General features: G+C 63.9%; 21 protein-coding genes. 10 read left to right on the forward strand and 11 right to left on the reverse strand.

Annotated features, from left to right (window positions below; translation table 11 throughout):
- The first annotated feature begins 216 nt into the window (after nucleotides 1-216).
- Both FJ936_RS21580 and FJ936_RS21585 read left to right on the forward strand, forming a co-directional pair.
- Entirely contained in the window at nucleotides 217-1122 is a 906-nt protein-coding gene (locus FJ936_RS21580; protein WP_023775064.1) for a S1C family serine protease, read from the forward strand.
- Between the two features lie 22 nt (nucleotides 1123-1144).
- The gene (locus tag FJ936_RS21585) at nucleotides 1145-2101 is read left to right on the forward strand and encodes a LysR family transcriptional regulator (protein ID WP_141906956.1); all 957 of its coding nucleotides are present in this window, start codon (nucleotides 1145-1147) and stop codon (nucleotides 2099-2101) included.
- A gap of 24 nt (nucleotides 2102-2125) precedes the next feature.
- Here the strand turns inward: FJ936_RS21585 and FJ936_RS21590 are convergent, their stop codons facing one another.
- The gene (locus FJ936_RS21590) at nucleotides 2126-2854 is read right to left on the reverse strand and encodes an SDR family oxidoreductase (RefSeq protein WP_141906957.1); all 729 of its coding nucleotides are present in this window, start codon (nucleotides 2852-2854) and stop codon (nucleotides 2126-2128) included.
- A gap of 152 nt (nucleotides 2855-3006) precedes the next feature.
- Entirely contained in the window at nucleotides 3007-3462 is a 456-nt protein-coding gene (locus FJ936_RS21595) for a MarR family transcriptional regulator (RefSeq protein WP_141906958.1), read from the reverse strand.
- Between the two features lie 65 nt (nucleotides 3463-3527).
- On the opposite strand from FJ936_RS21595, the gene FJ936_RS21600 reads away from it, so the two are divergent.
- Nucleotides 3528-4001 (forward strand): cupin domain-containing protein, encoded by a 474-nt coding sequence (locus tag FJ936_RS21600; RefSeq protein ID WP_140617937.1) that lies wholly within the window; start codon nucleotides 3528-3530, stop codon nucleotides 3999-4001.
- A gap of 24 nt (nucleotides 4002-4025) precedes the next feature.
- Here the strand turns inward: FJ936_RS21600 and FJ936_RS21605 are convergent, their stop codons facing one another.
- Entirely contained in the window at nucleotides 4026-4637 is a 612-nt protein-coding gene (locus FJ936_RS21605) for a hypothetical protein (protein WP_141906959.1), read from the reverse strand.
- Nucleotides 4638-4881: 244 nt separating this feature from the next.
- Here FJ936_RS21605 and FJ936_RS21610 point away from each other — a divergent pair, with 244 nt between their 5' ends.
- Entirely contained in the window at nucleotides 4882-5481 is a 600-nt protein-coding gene (locus FJ936_RS21610) for a YdeI family protein (RefSeq protein WP_140725121.1), read from the forward strand.
- Here the strand turns inward: FJ936_RS21610 and FJ936_RS21615 are convergent.
- Nucleotides 5460-6437, reverse strand: a complete 978-nt coding sequence (locus FJ936_RS21615) for a LysR family transcriptional regulator (RefSeq protein WP_141906960.1) — start codon at nucleotides 6435-6437, stop codon at nucleotides 5460-5462. The two genes, FJ936_RS21610 and FJ936_RS21615, sit on opposite strands and share 22 nt — an antisense overlap.
- A gap of 125 nt (nucleotides 6438-6562) precedes the next feature.
- Between FJ936_RS21615 and FJ936_RS21620 the strand changes: the two genes are divergently transcribed.
- The 3 genes from FJ936_RS21620 to FJ936_RS21630 are packed head-to-tail and all read left to right on the forward strand — an operon-like array spanning nucleotide 6563 to nucleotide 8322.
- Nucleotides 6563-7042 (forward strand): carboxymuconolactone decarboxylase family protein, encoded by a 480-nt coding sequence (locus FJ936_RS21620; protein ID WP_015316865.1) that lies wholly within the window; start codon nucleotides 6563-6565, stop codon nucleotides 7040-7042.
- A gap of 55 nt (nucleotides 7043-7097) precedes the next feature.
- Nucleotides 7098-7850, forward strand: a complete 753-nt coding sequence (locus FJ936_RS21625) for an SDR family oxidoreductase (RefSeq protein ID WP_141906961.1) — start codon at nucleotides 7098-7100, stop codon at nucleotides 7848-7850.
- 43 nt (nucleotides 7851-7893) lie between these two features.
- Nucleotides 7894-8322, forward strand: a complete 429-nt coding sequence (locus FJ936_RS21630) for a cupin domain-containing protein (RefSeq protein WP_141906962.1) — start codon at nucleotides 7894-7896, stop codon at nucleotides 8320-8322.
- Nucleotides 8323-8648: 326 nt separating this feature from the next.
- Here the strand turns inward: FJ936_RS21630 and FJ936_RS21640 are convergent, their stop codons facing one another.
- Both FJ936_RS21640 and FJ936_RS21645 read right to left on the reverse strand, forming a co-directional pair.
- Nucleotides 8649-9137 carry an Rrf2 family transcriptional regulator gene (locus FJ936_RS21640; protein ID WP_015316869.1) on the reverse strand — a complete coding sequence of 163 codons (489 nt, stop codon included), beginning with the start codon at nucleotides 9135-9137 and terminating at the stop codon, nucleotides 8649-8651.
- Nucleotides 9138-9253: 116 nt separating this feature from the next.
- Nucleotides 9254-9883 (reverse strand): glutathione S-transferase family protein, encoded by a 630-nt coding sequence (locus FJ936_RS21645; protein ID WP_141906964.1) that lies wholly within the window; start codon nucleotides 9881-9883, stop codon nucleotides 9254-9256.
- A gap of 177 nt (nucleotides 9884-10060) precedes the next feature.
- Between FJ936_RS21645 and FJ936_RS21650 the strand changes: the two genes are divergently transcribed.
- Nucleotides 10061-10759: an SDR family NAD(P)-dependent oxidoreductase gene (locus FJ936_RS21650; protein ID WP_140663460.1), complete on the forward strand. Its 699-nt coding sequence runs from the start codon at nucleotides 10061-10063 to the stop codon at nucleotides 10757-10759.
- 215 nt (nucleotides 10760-10974) lie between these two features.
- Here the strand turns inward: FJ936_RS21650 and FJ936_RS21655 are convergent, their stop codons facing one another.
- Together FJ936_RS21655 and FJ936_RS21660 are read right to left on the reverse strand one after the other, a co-directional pair.
- A complete protein-coding gene (locus tag FJ936_RS21655; RefSeq protein WP_140716425.1) occupies nucleotides 10975-11262 on the reverse strand; it encodes a hypothetical protein in 288 nt (95 codons plus the stop codon).
- 155 nt (nucleotides 11263-11417) lie between these two features.
- Entirely contained in the window at nucleotides 11418-11732 is a 315-nt protein-coding gene (locus FJ936_RS21660) for an EthD family reductase (protein WP_140617946.1), read from the reverse strand.
- Between the two features lie 275 nt (nucleotides 11733-12007).
- Here FJ936_RS21660 and FJ936_RS21665 point away from each other — a divergent pair, with 275 nt between their 5' ends.
- Nucleotides 12008-13630, forward strand: a complete 1623-nt coding sequence (locus FJ936_RS21665) for an ABC-F family ATP-binding cassette domain-containing protein (protein ID WP_141906965.1) — start codon at nucleotides 12008-12010, stop codon at nucleotides 13628-13630.
- Nucleotides 13631-13698: 68 nt separating this feature from the next.
- Here the strand turns inward: FJ936_RS21665 and FJ936_RS21670 are convergent, their stop codons facing one another.
- A complete protein-coding gene (locus tag FJ936_RS21670; RefSeq protein WP_140725142.1) occupies nucleotides 13699-14139 on the reverse strand; it encodes a hypothetical protein in 441 nt (146 codons plus the stop codon).
- Nucleotides 14140-14362: 223 nt separating this feature from the next.
- Here FJ936_RS21670 and FJ936_RS21675 point away from each other — a divergent pair, with 223 nt between their 5' ends.
- Nucleotides 14363-14728 (forward strand): hypothetical protein, encoded by a 366-nt coding sequence (locus tag FJ936_RS21675; protein WP_140876434.1) that lies wholly within the window; start codon nucleotides 14363-14365, stop codon nucleotides 14726-14728.
- 56 nt (nucleotides 14729-14784) lie between these two features.
- Here the strand turns inward: FJ936_RS21675 and FJ936_RS21680 are convergent, their stop codons facing one another.
- Together FJ936_RS21680 and FJ936_RS31165 are read right to left on the reverse strand one after the other, a co-directional pair.
- Complete coding sequence (locus FJ936_RS21680) at nucleotides 14785-15381, reverse strand: hypothetical protein (RefSeq protein WP_041163402.1); 597 nt, start codon at nucleotides 15379-15381, stop codon at nucleotides 14785-14787.
- A gap of 285 nt (nucleotides 15382-15666) precedes the next feature.
- Nucleotides 15667-15795 carry a hypothetical protein gene (locus tag FJ936_RS31165; protein WP_281405757.1) on the reverse strand — a complete coding sequence of 43 codons (129 nt, stop codon included), beginning with the start codon at nucleotides 15793-15795 and terminating at the stop codon, nucleotides 15667-15669.
- Between the last annotated feature and the right edge of the window lie 196 nt (nucleotides 15796-15991).

Genomic DNA, 15991 nt, shown 5'->3' on the forward strand with positions numbered 1-15991 from the left:
TAGGCGTTTATAGGTAGGGCCGTGGAGGGGGAAGTTCAACTTGTGTTGAACTATGTTAATCTTGGGCCGCCGCATTGCCCTGCCGGGCGTTCGAAACTCGAAAGGCCAAGTGATTGGCTTCGTGGTCCATGCCCACCGTTCTCACCCCTTGCGCCTTCTCCCGCGTGGCATACCTATACAACAAGCCGCCAGGCATTCGCACCGCAGGACAAAATCATGACCATCAATCCCAATCCGCGCTCCGTGGTTGCCGTGCGGGCGACCGTTCCGGAGGATGCCTTCACGGCCGGGGCCCTCGGCACGCTCAGGGAAGGCAGCGGCGTCGTCATCCGCGATGACGGGCTGGTGCTGACCATCGGCTATCTCATCACCGAGGCGGAAGAGGTCTGGCTGACCTCGCATGACGGCCGTGTCATCCCCGCGCACGCGCTGGCCTACGACCAGGAATCAGGCTTTGGCCTCGTCCAGGCGCTGGCTCCGACGGGCCTGCCGGCCGTGGCGCTGGGCGATGCCGGCAAGGCCAGGATCGGCGACGCGGTGGTGCTTGCCGACGGCATCGGCCGGGCAGTCGAGGCCAAGATCGTCACCAAGCAGGAATTCGCCGGCTATTGGGAGTATCTGCTCGACGAGGCGATCTTCATCGCGCCGGCGCATCCGTCCTGGGGCGGCGCGCCCTTGTTCAGCGCCGAGGGCGCACTGCTCGGCATCGGTTCGCTGCGCCTGCAGATGAGCCGCGCCGGCGAGGTGGCCGATATCAACATGGTGGTGCCGATCGACCTGTTGCCGCCGATCCTCGACGACCTGCTGACGCGTGGCCAGGTGGCCAAGCCGCCGCGCCCGTGGCTCGGGGCGCTGTCGGCCGAAAGCGACGGTAAGGTGGTGGTGATGAGCGTGACCGAGGGCGGCCCGGCCGCCAAGGCCGGCCTGCGCGAAGGCGACGTCATCTCCGAGGTTCGCGACGGCGCGGTCGACGGGCTCGCCGATTTCTATCGCAAGCTGTGGGAAAGCGGTTCGGCCGGTGCCGAGATCCCGATGCGGGTGGTGCGCGACGGCCGCGAAACGTGGCTGCGTGTGAAATCCGCCGACCGCGGCAGTTTCCTGAAAAAGCCGCAGCTGCAGTAGGCCGGGCGATTTCGGCCAGCCGATGCATCCAAGACTGCTCAAGACCTTCCTCGCGGTGGCGCGCTGCCGTACCGTTACGCGCGCCGCCGAGACGGTTCATCTCGCCCAGTCGAGTGTGAGCGACCAGGTCCAGTCGCTGGAGGCCGAGCTTGGCGCTGTCTTGTTCACGCGCTCGAAGTCGGGCCTGGAACTGACGCCGGCGGGACTGGTGTTGAAGCCTGTCGCCGAGGAATTGCTGCGGCTCGATGCCGAAGCGCGGGCGGCGGTGCTCGCTGTGGCGGGACAGACCAGCGGAGCGCTGACCATCGGCGCGCTGGAGACGATCGCCTCGGCCCGGCTGGCGCCCTGGCTGCCGGGGTTCCAGGCCAGTTATCCTGACATCGCCGTGCGCATGAAAGTGACTGATAGCGGCGCGCTGCTGCGCCTGCTGGAGGAGGGCGACATCGATGTCGCCTTCTGTTTCGAGCGCCGCGATATGTCCAACGGCGGCGCCGATCAGCGCTTCGCCAGGCGCACGATTTTGGCCGAACCGCTGGCGCTGGTCACCGCGCCGGGGCAGAAGCCGGTTCCGTGCGACCTGGCCGCCCTTGCCGCGCTGCGCTTCGTGGCAACGGAGCCTGGATGCATCTACCGGCACATGTTCGACACCGCCTTTGCCGAGGCGGGCACTGGTACGCCTGAACTTGCCGCCGAAGTCGGCAGCATCGGTGCCATTGCCCGGCTGGTGGCGGCCGGCGCGGGGCTGGGCCTCATTCCACGTCTGGCGGTCAGCGACGCGCTCAAGCGTCGTGAGCTGATCGAACTGCCTTGGCCTGGCCCGGAACAGGCGGCGCCGCTGACGATGATCTGGCGGCGCCGGCGCGTCCAGCCGCCGGCATTGCGCCGACTGCTCGCCGCCGCGCGCGACATGCAGGCGCCGGCATCCTCGAAAGCCAGTTCAGACGCTGAATCCTCAAGCCGCTCCAAGGTCCTGCTTTAAAAGCATTTCGCAGAGCCGTCCGTTTTAGACGAGACGATGTCCGCCCTCGACGTGGAGCGTCGTGCCGGTGGCAAAGCCATTGCCGATGAGGAAGGCGATCGCGTCGGCGATGTCCTCGGGCTGGCCGATCCTGCCGACCGGCAGCCGCTCGGCCATCACCGCAAGCGTGTCTGCCTTCCTGTCGCCCGCCACTTGCGCCCAAATTTCGGTATCGACCCAGCCGGGTGACACCGCGTTGACGCGGAGCGGCGCGAGTTCTATGGCCAACGCCCGCACCAGCCCTTCGAGCGCGGCATTGACGGCGGCGACGACCGAGCCGCGCGCGGCCGGCCGGTAGGCGGCGATGCCGGAGACGAAGGTCATCGATCCAGCCACTGCCAACCGTGGCGCACCATGCTTGGCAAGCAGCAGCGGGCCGAAGAGCTTGCTGTCGACCACGCGTTGCGCCGCCTCGAGACCGAGCTCCGGCAGCAGCCGGTAGGCGCCTTCGATGTCGGCGGCGGTGCTGACGATATGGTCGAGGCCGCCGATCCCGGCGAACAACGCCCCGACCTGGTCTTCCCGCGTAATGTCGACAGTGGCCATCCCCAGCCCTGCGGGATTGCCCAGCGCCTCACGCGCCTGCCGCAGCCTGTTCTCGCCGCGCCCGGCGATGATGACTTCGGCCCCGGCTGCCAGGCAGCGCCTTGCAAGCGCGAGGCCCATGCCGGATCCGCCGCCGACGATCAGGATTCTCTGGTTCGAAATGCTCATTCCGCTCTGCCTTCGTTGGTTGGACAAGGGCAGGGAATTGGCAGCTCGATGCGGTGAGGGGAAACGGAAGAAACCGATGGTGCTATCGGAGATGCCGATTGGTCCGACGCCGTGCGGATTGGAACCCGATTGCCTCGATGGCCGGAGCTTGGTCAACGGGCCAGCGGGCTATCCCAGACTGCGAACAAGAGCGCCTTAAGTTCGGCGAAGCGCTTCGGCCCAAGTTCGGTGCGCCAGTCCTCCTCGATGTCGCTCAATATGTCGACCATTTTCCAGAAAGCGGCGTGGCCGCGCTCGGTGGACCGCACCACGCGCGCGCTGCCTTCGCCGTCGGAGCGGACGAGATAGCCGTAGCCTTCCAGACTGGTGAGCAGCTGGTTGATGGCCTGCTTGCTCATGCCGGCACGCTCGGCGATCGTGCCGGGCCGCGCGCCGTCCGGGCCGGGAAACTGCAGCACGGCCATATGCGGCAGACGCAGTTCGTCGAAGCCGGCGGCATTGAGCTCCCTGATCAGCCGGCGCTGGATCGCCTGGGCTGGCACGCGCAGCAGGGCGCCGATCAAAAGGTCCTCGGTCTTGGTCTGCAGAACTTCGGTGGAGGTGGCCATTGACGATCCGGTAAATTGAATTTACTGATAGCTAGTAAATGTAATTTACCGGAGGGGTTTGCGCAATGTCATCCATGAATCCTGGGGTCAACCCAGCCGATGAAACCATCGGCACCAAGGGGCTGTCGGTCCGTTTCCTGGTGTCGGGCGAAAATTCGAACGGCAGCGTCGCCGCTTTCGAACTGATGGTGCCAAGCGCGCAGCGCTTGCCCGCGCCGGCGCACAGCCACGACCATTACGAGGAAACGATCTACGGCATTGACGGGGTTTTGACCTGGACCGTGAACGGCAAGCCGATCGAGGTTGGGCCGGGGGAGGCGCTGTGCATTCCACGCGGCGCCGTCCACCGCTTCGACAATAACGGCACCCGGGATGCCAAGACGCTGTGCGTCATCACGCCGGCGGCAATTGGTCCGGACTATTTCCGCGAGGCATTCGGTCTGCTTAACGCCGCTGCCGGCGGGCCGCCCGACAAAGCTGCGATGATGGAGATCATGCGCCGTCACGGCCTGACGCCGGCAATGCCGCCACCGGCCTGATGCCGGCCGAAGCCCAGCGAGCCATTATTCCTGGCAAGCAGCGAAGGCGTCGCCCGAGTTCCAGTCCCGGAATGCGATGGTCTTGCCTTCCGCCGACACGGTCTTGTGCTTCGTGCTGCCGTCCGGCTGCTGCTTCGAGCTGGTGCCCTTGCCGGTCAGCACATTGTAGTCACAGGCGCTGGCGGCATTCTCCTGCAGGTAATCATCGGAATCGTAGGCGAATCCAGCAACGATGAAGGCGCCGTTGCGGTAGGCGACGGTCAGCGTCTGGTTGGTGCGCTCGCTGCCGATCTCCGGCGCCGGCAGATGGAATTTGATCGACCCGTTGGGCAGCATTGTCAGCTCCGGCCCGGCGTCGGAGTTTTCGTAGCCCGGCCGGTCGTAGCCGTTCCACTCGCCACCGATCTGTTCGCGCACGATCTCGACAGGCTTGAGGTAATTGTGCTCCTTGTCCCCGAGGAAGAAATGGATGTCCATCGGGTCGGTCGGGCCGGTCTCGACCACCATGGCAAGGTCGGGAGCGCCGTCGCCGTTGAAGTCGCCGGTCAGCGCGGTGATGATCTTGCGGGTTTCGATCGGTTCGGCCAGCGCCACGCCCGGCAGCAACAAGGCAAGGCCGAAGAGCAGAGATTTCATTGCGGCATATCCCCCCGCGTGGCATTTGTGGTCCTATAGCACGGTGGGGAAGCGTCGTGCTCCTCCATCTGGTCGGGCGCGCTTCAGCCGCAACGCGGCAATCCATGGTGTGTTTCCAACTTCATGACAGCGTCTCCACTGCTGACGGGAATTGGGTGTGATGCCATGATGGCGGGCCGCAGGATGACGGAGGCAAGATGACAGGGGCCCTAGCGACAACAATTCTGAACCGGCAGGCCCGCTGATGGCTCCGGTCAAGGTCGATCCCGAAAAGGTCAGGGAATTTCCCGACGCGGCCAGTTTCCATACCTGGCTCGGCCAGCACCACGCCACGGAAACCGAAGTGTGGATCAAGGTTCACAAGGTAGGCTCGGGACTGAAGTCGATCACACCGAAGGAAGCCATCGACGTCGCGCTGTGCTTCGGCTGGATCGACGCCGTGCGCAAGGGGCTGGACGAGAACAGTTTCCTGCAGCGCTACACGCCGCGCGGCAAAAAAAGCATCTGGAGCAAGATCAACATCGACAATGTCGCGCGGCTCATCGAGGAGGGCCGCATGACCGAGCACGGGCTGAAACAGGTCGAGGCGGCCAAGGCCGACGGGCGCTGGGCACGTGCCTATGGCAGCGGCAAGGAGATGAAAATCCCCGATGATTTGCAAGCGGCGATCGATGCCGAGCCGGCGGCCAAGGCGATGTTGGAAAAGCTCAGCGCGCAGAACCGCTTCTCGCTCGCCTTCCGCACCCACAACATGAAGACCGAAGCCGGGCGCAAGAAGAAGATCGAAGCCTTCGTGGCGATGCTGAAGCGCGGCGAGACAATCTATCCGCAGGGAAAGAAATAGGAGCCTTCAGACGCGGTAGTGTGGGTCAAGGGTCCGGGAATTGTCCGCACGGGCGCCGACGACGCCATCAAGACATCGCCGCGGACGGCCTGGATAAGAAAGTCGAGCACCGTTGTCACACGCAGCGGGATATTCCGGCGGGACGGGTAGACGACATTGATCGGCAGGCGCGTCGGCGGAAAATCCGGCATCAGCTTGACCAGCCTGCCCGCTTCGATGTCCGATCCGGCGAGGATGTGGGAAAGCACCGCAAGCCCGGCTCCCGCCAGGGTAGCGCGATGGACGGCCATCGAATTGTTGGCGACGAGGCGGGGCTCAATCCGCAGAACCACTTCCTCCGCTCCACTGGAGAACGACCACGACCGGCCGTCCCCGCCACGGCTGTAGCAAATGCAGGAGTGATCCTTGATGTCTTGCGGCGTTCGCGGTGTGTCGCGTCCCTCGAGATAGGCTGGCGAGGCCACGAGAAAGGCTGTTGTCCAGCCGATCCGGCGGCAGATCAGGCTGCTGTCACAGACCGGCCCGAGGCGTACCTCGAGATCGATCGCATTCGCGACCACGTCCGACGGTTCATCCCGAAGGAGCAGTTCGACCTGAAGTGCCGGATGGCGCTCCAACAGCCCTGCCAGACGGTCGCTGAGGAAGAAGCCGAGGGGCGTCGGCAGGCTGAGCCTAACCTTTCCGGATATGGCTGCCGCTTCGGCGCCGCTGGCTTCGCCGAGCGCTTCGACCGCTTCGATGACGCGCAGCGCCGTCGGCAGCATCCGTTCACCCTCCGCCGTCAAGGCGAGCGCGCTCGTCGTGCGATGCAGGAGGCGCGTCTTGAGATGCGATTCCAGCGCGGAGACCTGCCGGGATACAGCCGGCTGCGTCAGATTGAGGTCGATGGCGGCCGCTGAGAAGGATTTTGTCTGCGCCACCCGCAGGAACGTTCGCAACGCCGATACGACGTCCATTCTCGCCCTCATACTTTTCGACATAAGCCTTATGTTCGCATCGTAGGCGGGTGGCGCTTTACTGTCTAGTCATTATGGATATTAATTGTCCTTAAGGACACATGATATCCAAAAAAGGAAAAGCCATGACGCAGCGCCTGAACGCCGCCCAGCAATCGCCTGAACTCTTCAAGAAGCTCCTCGATTTCAGCATGGCCGAGACACATGGCGCGATCGAAGAGAAGCTCCGCGATCTGGTCCACGTCAGGGCATCCCAGATCAATGGCTGCGCCTTCTGCCTCGACATGCACGTCAAGGAAGCAAAGATCCACGGCGAGAGCGAGCTGCGGCTGTACCATCTCGCCGTCTGGCGCGAATCGATCCTATTCATTCCCCGAGAACGTGCCGCCCTTGCCTGGACCGAAGCCGTCACCAAACTCCCCGAAGGCGGTATCCCGGACGAGCTCTATGAACGCGTGCGCGGGCAGCTTTCGGAGAAGGAAATCTCCGACCTCACCTTCTCGATCATGGCCATCAACGCCTGGAACCGTGTCAGCGTCGCCTTCAAGACCGTGCCCGGCTCCGCGGACAAGCTCTATGGCCTCGACAAGGCCGGCCTGAACTGACCTCTCCCTCAACGAAACCAGCAACGACGCGGCGCGGCCGCGAACGGAGACTATCATGAAAATCGTCATCATCGGGGGCACCGGGCTTATCGGCTCCAAGACGGTCGAACGGCTGCGCAAGCAGGGCTGCGAGGTGGTTGCCGCCGCCCCGAATACCGGCGTCAACACCATCACGGGCGAAGGCCTGGAGGTGGCGCTGGGTGGCGCCGAGGTCGTCATCGACCTCGCCAATTCACCTTCGTTCGAGGACCAGCCCGCCATGGATTTCTTCACCACTTCAGGCCGCAACCTGCTCGCCGCGGGCAAAATTGCCGGGGTCAGGCACCACATCGCGCTCTCGGTTGTCGGGACCGAACGCCTGCAGGACTGCGGCTATTTTCGCGCCAAGCTCGTCCAGGAAGAGCTGATCAAGGCCTCCGGCATCCCCTACACCATCGTTCATTCGACGCAGTTCATGGAATTCCTGGCCAGCATCGCCAAGTCAGGCACGGTCGGCGAGGCCGTGCACCTGTCGCCGGCCTATGTGCAGCCTATCGCATCGGACGACGTCGCCGATGTGATGGCCGGGATCGCGCTCGACGCGCCGATCAACGGCATGATCGAGATTTCCGGTCCGGAGCGTGCGCGCATGAGCGAACTCGTCGCCCGCTACCTCAAGGCTGTCGGCGATCCCCGCGAGGTCGTGGCTGATCCGGAGGCGCTCTACTTCGGCGCGAGGCTGAACGACACTTCGCTCGTCTCCGACAACAATCCGCGCCTTGGCCGCATCACGTTCGAGCAATGGTTCGCCACGGCGGCGCGGAAATGAACGCCAGGATGCGCCGTAGCTCAACACACAAAGGAGTTTTCGAATGATCAAGTCAATCGCCATCGCGCTCGCCCTGACGGCGGCACTGGCCGGCCCGGTTGGAGCCAAGGAGGCCCATCGCGCCGGCGAGAAGGCCGCCAAGGTCACCCTCGTCTATGAGCATGAACTGCCGAATGCCCCCGGCAAGAGCATCAAGGGCATCCTCGTCGAATATGGCCCGGGCGGCTATTCGGATGCGCATACGCATCCAAGCTCCGCCTTCATCTATGCCACCGTTCTGGAAGGCTCCATCCGCAGCCAGGTCAACGACGACCCGGTCAAGGTCTACAAGGCCGGCGAGAGCTTTTCGGAGATGCCGGGTGATCGCCACAGTGTTAGCGAAAACGGCAGCGAGACGAAGCCCGCGAAGCTGCTGGCGGTGTTCGTGGTCGATAGCGCTCAGAAGGAATTGACCTATCCGGCCAAGAAATAGGGGCGCAAGGCCGGTCGCCCTTCCTCGCGTCCGGCCCTGCCGCCAGCCAAAATACTGTCGGTGAGCCCATGTTCGGCGATCACCATTTCCTGGCCCTGGTCTCGATCAACCTTCTCGGGCTTGCCGGCATCGTGTCTGATATTTCCAGGGCCGTGGGCACGCCTGAGGCCGGGAGAAGCGCGCCTGCTCCAGGACCTGGTGGTCGCCGCCATCTATCTCGGCGTGGCGCTGTCGATAACGGGCGGCCCAGAACGATGCGGGCATGGCTAGCCGCCTGCATGCCGGCGACGGGAGACCGGCCGCCCGCGACGGTCATGCGGCCACGTTCATCCGGCGCGCTCTAGCACCCATTCGAAGCTGTTTTTCCAAAGCTCCGCGGGGATGTCGAGCGCCAACGCTTCGGTGAGGTCGGAAAGCCTGACGGCGCGCAATTTTGCGCGCCAGGCCTCATCGGCCTCCCACATGATGCGCGCCACCGGGCAAGGATTGCTTTCGCAATAGCCCTGGGGACGACACGGATTGTTCTCGCGGATATTGTTGCAGACAAACGTCCGCGCCTTGCCCTCAACCGCCTCCACGATGTCGAGGAAGGTCAGCTCTGCCGGCGTCCGCGCCAACCGGTATCCACCCGACGGCCCCAGCGTCGTGTGCACCAGTCCCGCCTGCGACAGGCTTTGCAGTGCCTTGGAGAGATATTCCTTGGGAAGACCGTGGAACTCGGCAAGCGCTTTTGTGGAGAGATACCGCCCCTCGGGCAGACCGGCGAGAATGGCGCAGCAGTGCAGTGCCCATTCGACTTGGCTTTTCAGGATCATCCACGGGTTCCCGGGCCGGTGCCGACCGACCTATTAAGGATAAAAAGTATCCCTATTCCACCGCGGTGTAAACAGAGACGGATTCTGGCGGGAGCCAGATCCGTCAGCGCATGCGCTCAGGCTCCGGAATGCGGATCGATACCGTAGGGATGGACGGGGTAGCCGGGTCCGATGGCATCGCGCACGCGCTCCATCCATGCGGCGAACGCTGAATAGTCAGGCAGCGAAAAGCCGCAATCCCCGGCGCGATGGCTGTAGGCATAGACGGCGATGTCGGCGACGGTGAAGTCGCTGCCGGCGAGGAACGGCGTCTCGCCAAGGCTGCGGTCCAGGGCGGCGAGCGTACGGGCTCCGGCTTCGCGTTTTCCGGCAACCATGGCCTGGTTGCGCTCGAGCCGTCCCGTCAAGGTCCAGAAGCGCAGCGAGCCGATGACGGGCTCGATATTGTACTGTTCGAAGAACAGCCATTGCATGACCTTGGCACGCCGATAGCGGTCCGACGGCAGGAAGGACGTGCCTTCGGCGAGGTAGGTGAGGATCGCATTGGATTCGGCAATAGCGCTGCCGTCTTGGAGTTGAAGTACGGGAACAGCGCCTGCCGGGTTGAGCGCCAGGAAGGCGTCGGTATGGCTCTCGCCCTCGAAAATCGAGACGGGATGACTGTCATAGGGAGTCTCAAGCAATCCGAGCAGGACCCGGACCTTCCAGCCGTTCTGCGATGGCAGATAATCGTGGAGCGTGAGCATGACCGGTCCTCATGATGGATCAACGATCGCATGGCGCAGCGCCGGCCGACACCCGATTCCTGCGCAAACCAATCCATGCAATCGATCGCACAATGACTGCGATCTCCGCCGCCTAATAAATCAATTCCCTCCGTGCCATCTTCGCTTCGATGATCGGCAGCCACAAAGGCATGACAGATGAACACCCATTCCGACAAAGTCGCCCTCGTCACAGGTGCCAATCGCGGCATCGGTCAGGAAACCGGCCGGCAATTGGCCAAGCTCGGCTTCACCGTACTGCTCGGCGTGCGCGATATCGCCAAGGGCGAGGCGGCGGCCAAGGCGCTCGATGGCCATGTCGAGGTCATCGCGCTCGATGTCGCCGCGCCTGACGCGGCTCAGACGGCAGCCGAAGAGGTGCAGCGGCGGTTCGGCCGGCTCGACGTGCTGATCAACAATGCCGCCATCCATTACGACACCGGCTCGCGCGCCTCGCGGCCCGACTGGACCGTCATCCGCGAGGCGTTCGAGACCAACGTCTTCGGCGCCTGGCGGGCGGGCGCCGCCTTCGCGCCGCTGCTCGGGGCGGGCGGCCATGGCCGACTGGTCAATGTGTCGTCCGAAGGCGGTTCGCTGGCCTCAATGGGGGCGGGGGCGCCGGCCTATTCGACCTCGAAGGCGACGCTCAACGCGCTGACGCGCGTGCTGGCGGCGGAGCTGCGCGGCTCCGGCGTGCTGGTCAATGCCGTCTGCCCTGGCTGGGTCGCCACCGACATGGGCGGACCGGGCGGACGCCCGGTCGCGCAAGGGGCGGCCGGCATCGTGTGGGCCGCGACCTTGCCGGACGACGGCCCGACCGGCGGCTTTTTTCGCGATGGCAGGAGATTGCCGTGGTGACGGCGGGACTGCCGTGGTGACGGCGGGACTGCCGTGGTGACGCCGTGCAGAATTCGTCGACCGCGTTCTACCCGGATTCCACCCAGATCCGTCATCAGAACTTTGCCGCCATCCAGCAAGGGCAAGACATGCTGCGCGAGGGCGGACCGCTCGCGGCATTGCCCGCAGGAAAAGCCGCCCTTTTCGTGACGGTCTTCAAGGGTGATGGCTGCTCGTCACTGGTTGAGGTCGACCGGTGTCACGCCGAGGAGCTTCAGGGCGTTGGCGTAGGTCCGGATGCCTTGCGCCTGCTTGCTCTCGGCACAGAACCGGTTCGCCTTGTCCTGCAGTGCCGTTGCCTGCGCGATCTGGCTCGCACTGGCACCCGGCCTGGCCCTGGTCTGGATGGCGCCGTCGAGTTGAAGACCGAGCCGGCTGCAATATTCGCTTCGGGTGACCGCCGCCTCCGCACCCGACTGTGCGACCGCGAGCATGGCCAGCGAAATGCCTGCGAGGGCACTCATCCATCTGGTCGAATGTCGTTGCATTGCAGGCAGCATCCCTTTGCATTGGTGGCGACCGCTGTCCGGTTGCCGCGAGCATGTTATGCCCGACGATGTTTTCCTCAGTTTTTCCCGGATGTTGAATCTTGTTTCTGGAGTGTTTCTGGCGGTCGGGATCACACCTCGTCGGCGTCGAACAACAGCATCGTCAGATCGTCGTTGCCCGGAGCCAGTATCCGCCGGTCGGCGGCGCAGGCGACGCCGACTTCGGAGGCGAAGGCGGCGCGGATGTCTTCGAGGCTGTCGAAATACAATGTTCCGACCAGATAAGGCATCTCGCCCGCCGAGAGCTTGACGATGGGCCGCCTGCTGACATCATAGCGCCGCAGCCCGGGAAGCTTCTTGGCAAGCGGTATGTGAACGTCGAAATAGTGGCGGTCGAAGGCGGCCGGATCGGCCGGGGTTTTGTAGATCACGAGCATCTTTGCCATTGCCATGGTCCTGTCCTGTTGGCGTTTCTGGTCTGGCCGTGCAGGCCACCGCGCCAAAGTCGTTCGACAAGGGCGGATTTCGACCGCCCGCCGATTTTCATGGGCGCCGACAAGCAGGAGCAGCCATGCAAACCGCCGATTTCCCCCGGCTGAGGAGATCGGCGCCTCGTGCTCCGCCAGGCATCTGCGGCGCTTCTGCCTCTTCCCCTGGCATCTTCATTCGCGTAAGGGCGCGGGCAAATCCTCCAATCTCCTTTGAGCCTCCCCGGATCACCATGATCAGACTTGAAAACATCGGCAAACAGAACGGCCGTCAGCTTGTCTTCATCGAGGCGTCGGCCACGCTGCAGAAGGGCGAGAAGATCGGCCTCGTCGGGCCGAACGGCGCCGGCAAGACGACCTTGTTTCGCATGATCACCGGCCAGGAGCAGCCTGACGAGGGCCAGGTGCAGGTCGATCGTGGCGTCACCATCGGCTATTTCAGCCAGGATGTCGGCGACATGGCCGGCCACAGCGCGGTCGCGGAAGTGATGAACGGTGCTGGGCCGGTGAGCGACGTGGCGGCCGAAATGGCGGAACTCGAGGCTGCGATGGCCGACCCCGACCAGGCCGACCGGATGGATGAGATCATCGAAAAGTATGGCGAGGCGCAGCATCGCTTCGAGGAACTCGACGGTTATGCGCTGGACGGGCGTGCCCGCGAGGTGCTGGACGGTCTGGGCTTCAGCCAGGAGATGATGGACGGCGACGTCGGCAAACTCTCGGGCGGCTGGAAGATGCGCGTGGCGCTGGCCCGCATCCTGCTGATGCGGCCCGACGCCATGCTGCTCGACGAACCGTCGAACCATCTCGACCTGGAAAGCCTGATCTGGCTGGAGCAGTTCCTGAAAGGCTATGACGGCGCGCTGCTGATGACCTCGCACGACCGCGAGTTCATGAACCGCATCGTCAACAAGATCGTCGAGATCGATGCGGGATCGCTCACCACCTATTCCGGCAATTACGAATTCTACCAGCAGCAGCGGGCGATCGCCGACAAGCAGCAGCAGGCTCAGTTCGAACGTCAGCAGGCGATGCTGGCCAAGGAGATCGCCTTCATCGAGCGCTTCAAGGCGCGTGCCTCGCATGCCGCGCAGGTGCAGAGCCGGGTGAAGAAGCTAGACAAAATCGACCGGGTCGAGCCGCCAAAGCGCCGCCAGGTGGTGAATTTCGAGTTCCAGCCGGCGCCGCGCTGTGGCGAGGACGTCGTCACCTTGAAGAACGTGCACAAGGCCTATGGCAGCCGCACCATCTATGAAGGGCTCGACTTCCAGGTCCGCCGCCGCGAGCGCTGGTGCATCATGGGCGTCAATGGCGCGGGGAAATCGACGCTGCTGAAGCTGGTGGCCGGTGCTTCCGATCCCGATACCGGTACGGTGGCGCGGGGACCGAGTGTGAAAATGGGCTATTTCGCCCAGCACGCCATGGAGTTGCTCGAAGGCGAGCGCACCGTGTTCCAGACGCTGGAGGATAATTTTCCACAGGCCGGCCAGGCGCCGCTTCGGGCACTTGCCGGCTGTTTCGGCTTTTCCGGCGACGAGATCGAGAAGAAATGCCGGGTGCTGTCGGGCGGCGAGAAGGCAAGGCTGGTGATGGCGCTGATGCTGTTCGACCCGCCCAACCTCCTGGTGCTGGACGAACCGACCAACCATCTGGACATCACCACCAAGCAGATGCTGATCGAGGCGCTGTCGCAGTATGAAGGCACGATGCTGTTCGTCTCGCACGACCGGCATTTCCTGGCCGCGCTGTCGAACCGCGTGCTCGAACTGACGCCGGAAGGCATCCACACCTATGGTGGCGGCTATACGGAATATGTCGAGCGCACTGGACAGGAAGCGCCGGGGTTGAGGAGCTGATTTCCAGTTTCAAAATGTGCGCCGGAGCGCGTCGCACGGTCATGGCGACGCGCTTCACGCCACGAGGCTTATCTCATCGAGATGGCGAGCCCGCTCAGATCGGCGTTGACCTGCAGGCCAACCTGTCGGCCCGTGAGTTCAAGCTGGGCGCCCTTGTCGTTGGTCATCACGATCACCTGGGCGCCTTTGCCGAGCGTGCCGCCGCCGCCGGCGGCGCCGTACACGCCAGTCACGTCCCGGACGCGCTTGATGTGGCGCACGGTGCCCTGGAAATAAGTCTTGGAGACGCCGAAGGCGAGGCCGCCCGAGACGCCGCCGATCGAGATCGGGTATTTGCGGCCATGGAAAGTCAGCGTGCCCTCGCCACCGGAACCTCCGACAAAGAAGGCCGCCTTGTAGACGGAGAAGCGGATTTTACCGCTGTCGGCATGCGCGGCGCTGGCCAGGCTGACGCCCGCAGCGGCGATCGCGGCAATGGCGATTGAACGAAATCCGGACGAAATAGTCATGATGGGAACTCCTGAAGATGTCCGCCTTGCCCGCCGGCAAGAATGTCAGTGTCGTATCAAGTTACAACTGAACAGTCTCGCCCATCATTGGTTCCCAGCTGCGGTCCAAATCTGGTGACGGGCGGGCCCCAGGAAACGAGGCCGGGCTCTCTGGTCGCAACGCTTCCCTTGTGAGATGAAGGCGTCCATGTACTCTCCACCGTGGTTGGCAAAGGGCTTCTGGATGAAAATTGCGGTGGGGCTTGCAATGTCCGCATTGGCCGCGACGATGGCCGGATGCGCGACCTCTCCAGTCGATTACGGAGCCTCTCTTTCGCAGCAGGACCAGAAATGGGCGTCGCCGCAATGCCAGCAAGCTCGAGCGGCGGCTTCGGACTACGCGGTCCGCGAAAAAACGCATCCGGGTTGGGAATTCGTTGCACTTGGCCCGTATGGATTGGGGATCATAGCGGCCACCAAGGAGCACGAGCAGAAGCAGCGAAAGCTGCTCGCCCGCGACGTCCATCTGCAATGTTCGAGCCTTCCCCTGCCCAAGGAATTGCAGGGCGATCTCGGCGCTTCCGGCCCCGGCAAGGCGCAATATCCGTAGACGGGAATGGGGCGCGAGCGCGATCCTCGCCGGAAAATCGTTTTCCTGGGGTTGCTCTACCGCAGCAATCCTTCCGCCTCGAACGTGTCCCAGCCTTCGAGCTTTGGCGCATCGTCTTTTCCCGAATTCCTGGTCTTGCGGGGGTTGCCCGTCCGCTTGCCTGCTCGCGTCAGCGCGGCCTTGCCAGCTCCGCGCCTCCTGTTTTCGGATGTTTCCCGCGCGTCCTCCTCCCGCCAGGCGGTCGCCAGGTCACGATCAAGAACGTCCTCGATGTGGCGTGGATCGAAGACATGGAAGGTCACGGCCTTGGATCGCCCGCGCATCTTCACGGTGCGCGTGCCGATGCTTTTCAGGCGACCATCCCTGAGCCACTTGTGCCGCTCGCGCGACGAGATGGTGAGAATGTCCTCCGCTTCTCGCGGAAGCACGGCCAGCGCTTCGATCCCCTCCAGCATCCTGGAGATGGTTGCCGAGGCGGCCCGGAACGCATCCGCGTCGGCTTGCAGCATGCGCAAGACGATGCGGCCGGTCTCGGCCTTGGCAAATTTCCTCACTGTCCAGGGCAGCCTGGCTCGTACTTCGCGTTCGATCCCTTTCAGGCGCAAGGAGGAGCCAAGCGTCGTCGACGGCGGCAGCGGCCATTCGGCAACCATTGACGCGGTGCTCGCGCCTTGCTCGGCCCTCCGGTCAGGGGTGGTCGCAATCGCCGCTGCGATGCCACCTAGGACCTTCCGCAGGGAACCGCGCCGCTTGGCTGCAGGTTTCATATTTTATCTTCGCTCGTCAGGTGCCTGCCGTGCAACGATCGTTCGCACAACAGACAACCGAAATCAGGCTCGATCAGTTCCCCTAGCATGGGACCCGGCGGGTGTTCGGCTTCATCGGCGGGGCAGTTGGATTCGCCGCCCGATGGACACGCTTCATTCGGGTTCGCCAAATTACCGCGCCGCGGCCTTGGCAATTCCCTCGAGGTCCGGATCAGCGTCGGTGGCCCTGGGGCCGCCACCGCAGCCAATAAGCCAGCGCGCGCGAAGTGTCTCGCCGCCGGCGCGGACGGTCGTGCTCATCCGACTGCTCGAAGTCCTCGACTCCGAGGCCGCGCCTGATTTCGGCGCTGATCGCGCGGCGAGAAGGGTTGCGCTCGCCTTCATGTCGGACGCGACGGGCCCTTGAGCAGCGTCCGATGTTCGTCGCGGGGATCTCGTGCACGAAGCCGAAGACCAGAACTTTCCCGGCGAAAGGAATTCGCTGGCGAAAGGAGTT

Source organism: Mesorhizobium sp. B2-4-13, assembly GCF_006658535.1.
Taxonomy (GTDB): domain Bacteria; phylum Pseudomonadota; class Alphaproteobacteria; order Rhizobiales; family Rhizobiaceae; genus Mesorhizobium; species Mesorhizobium australicum.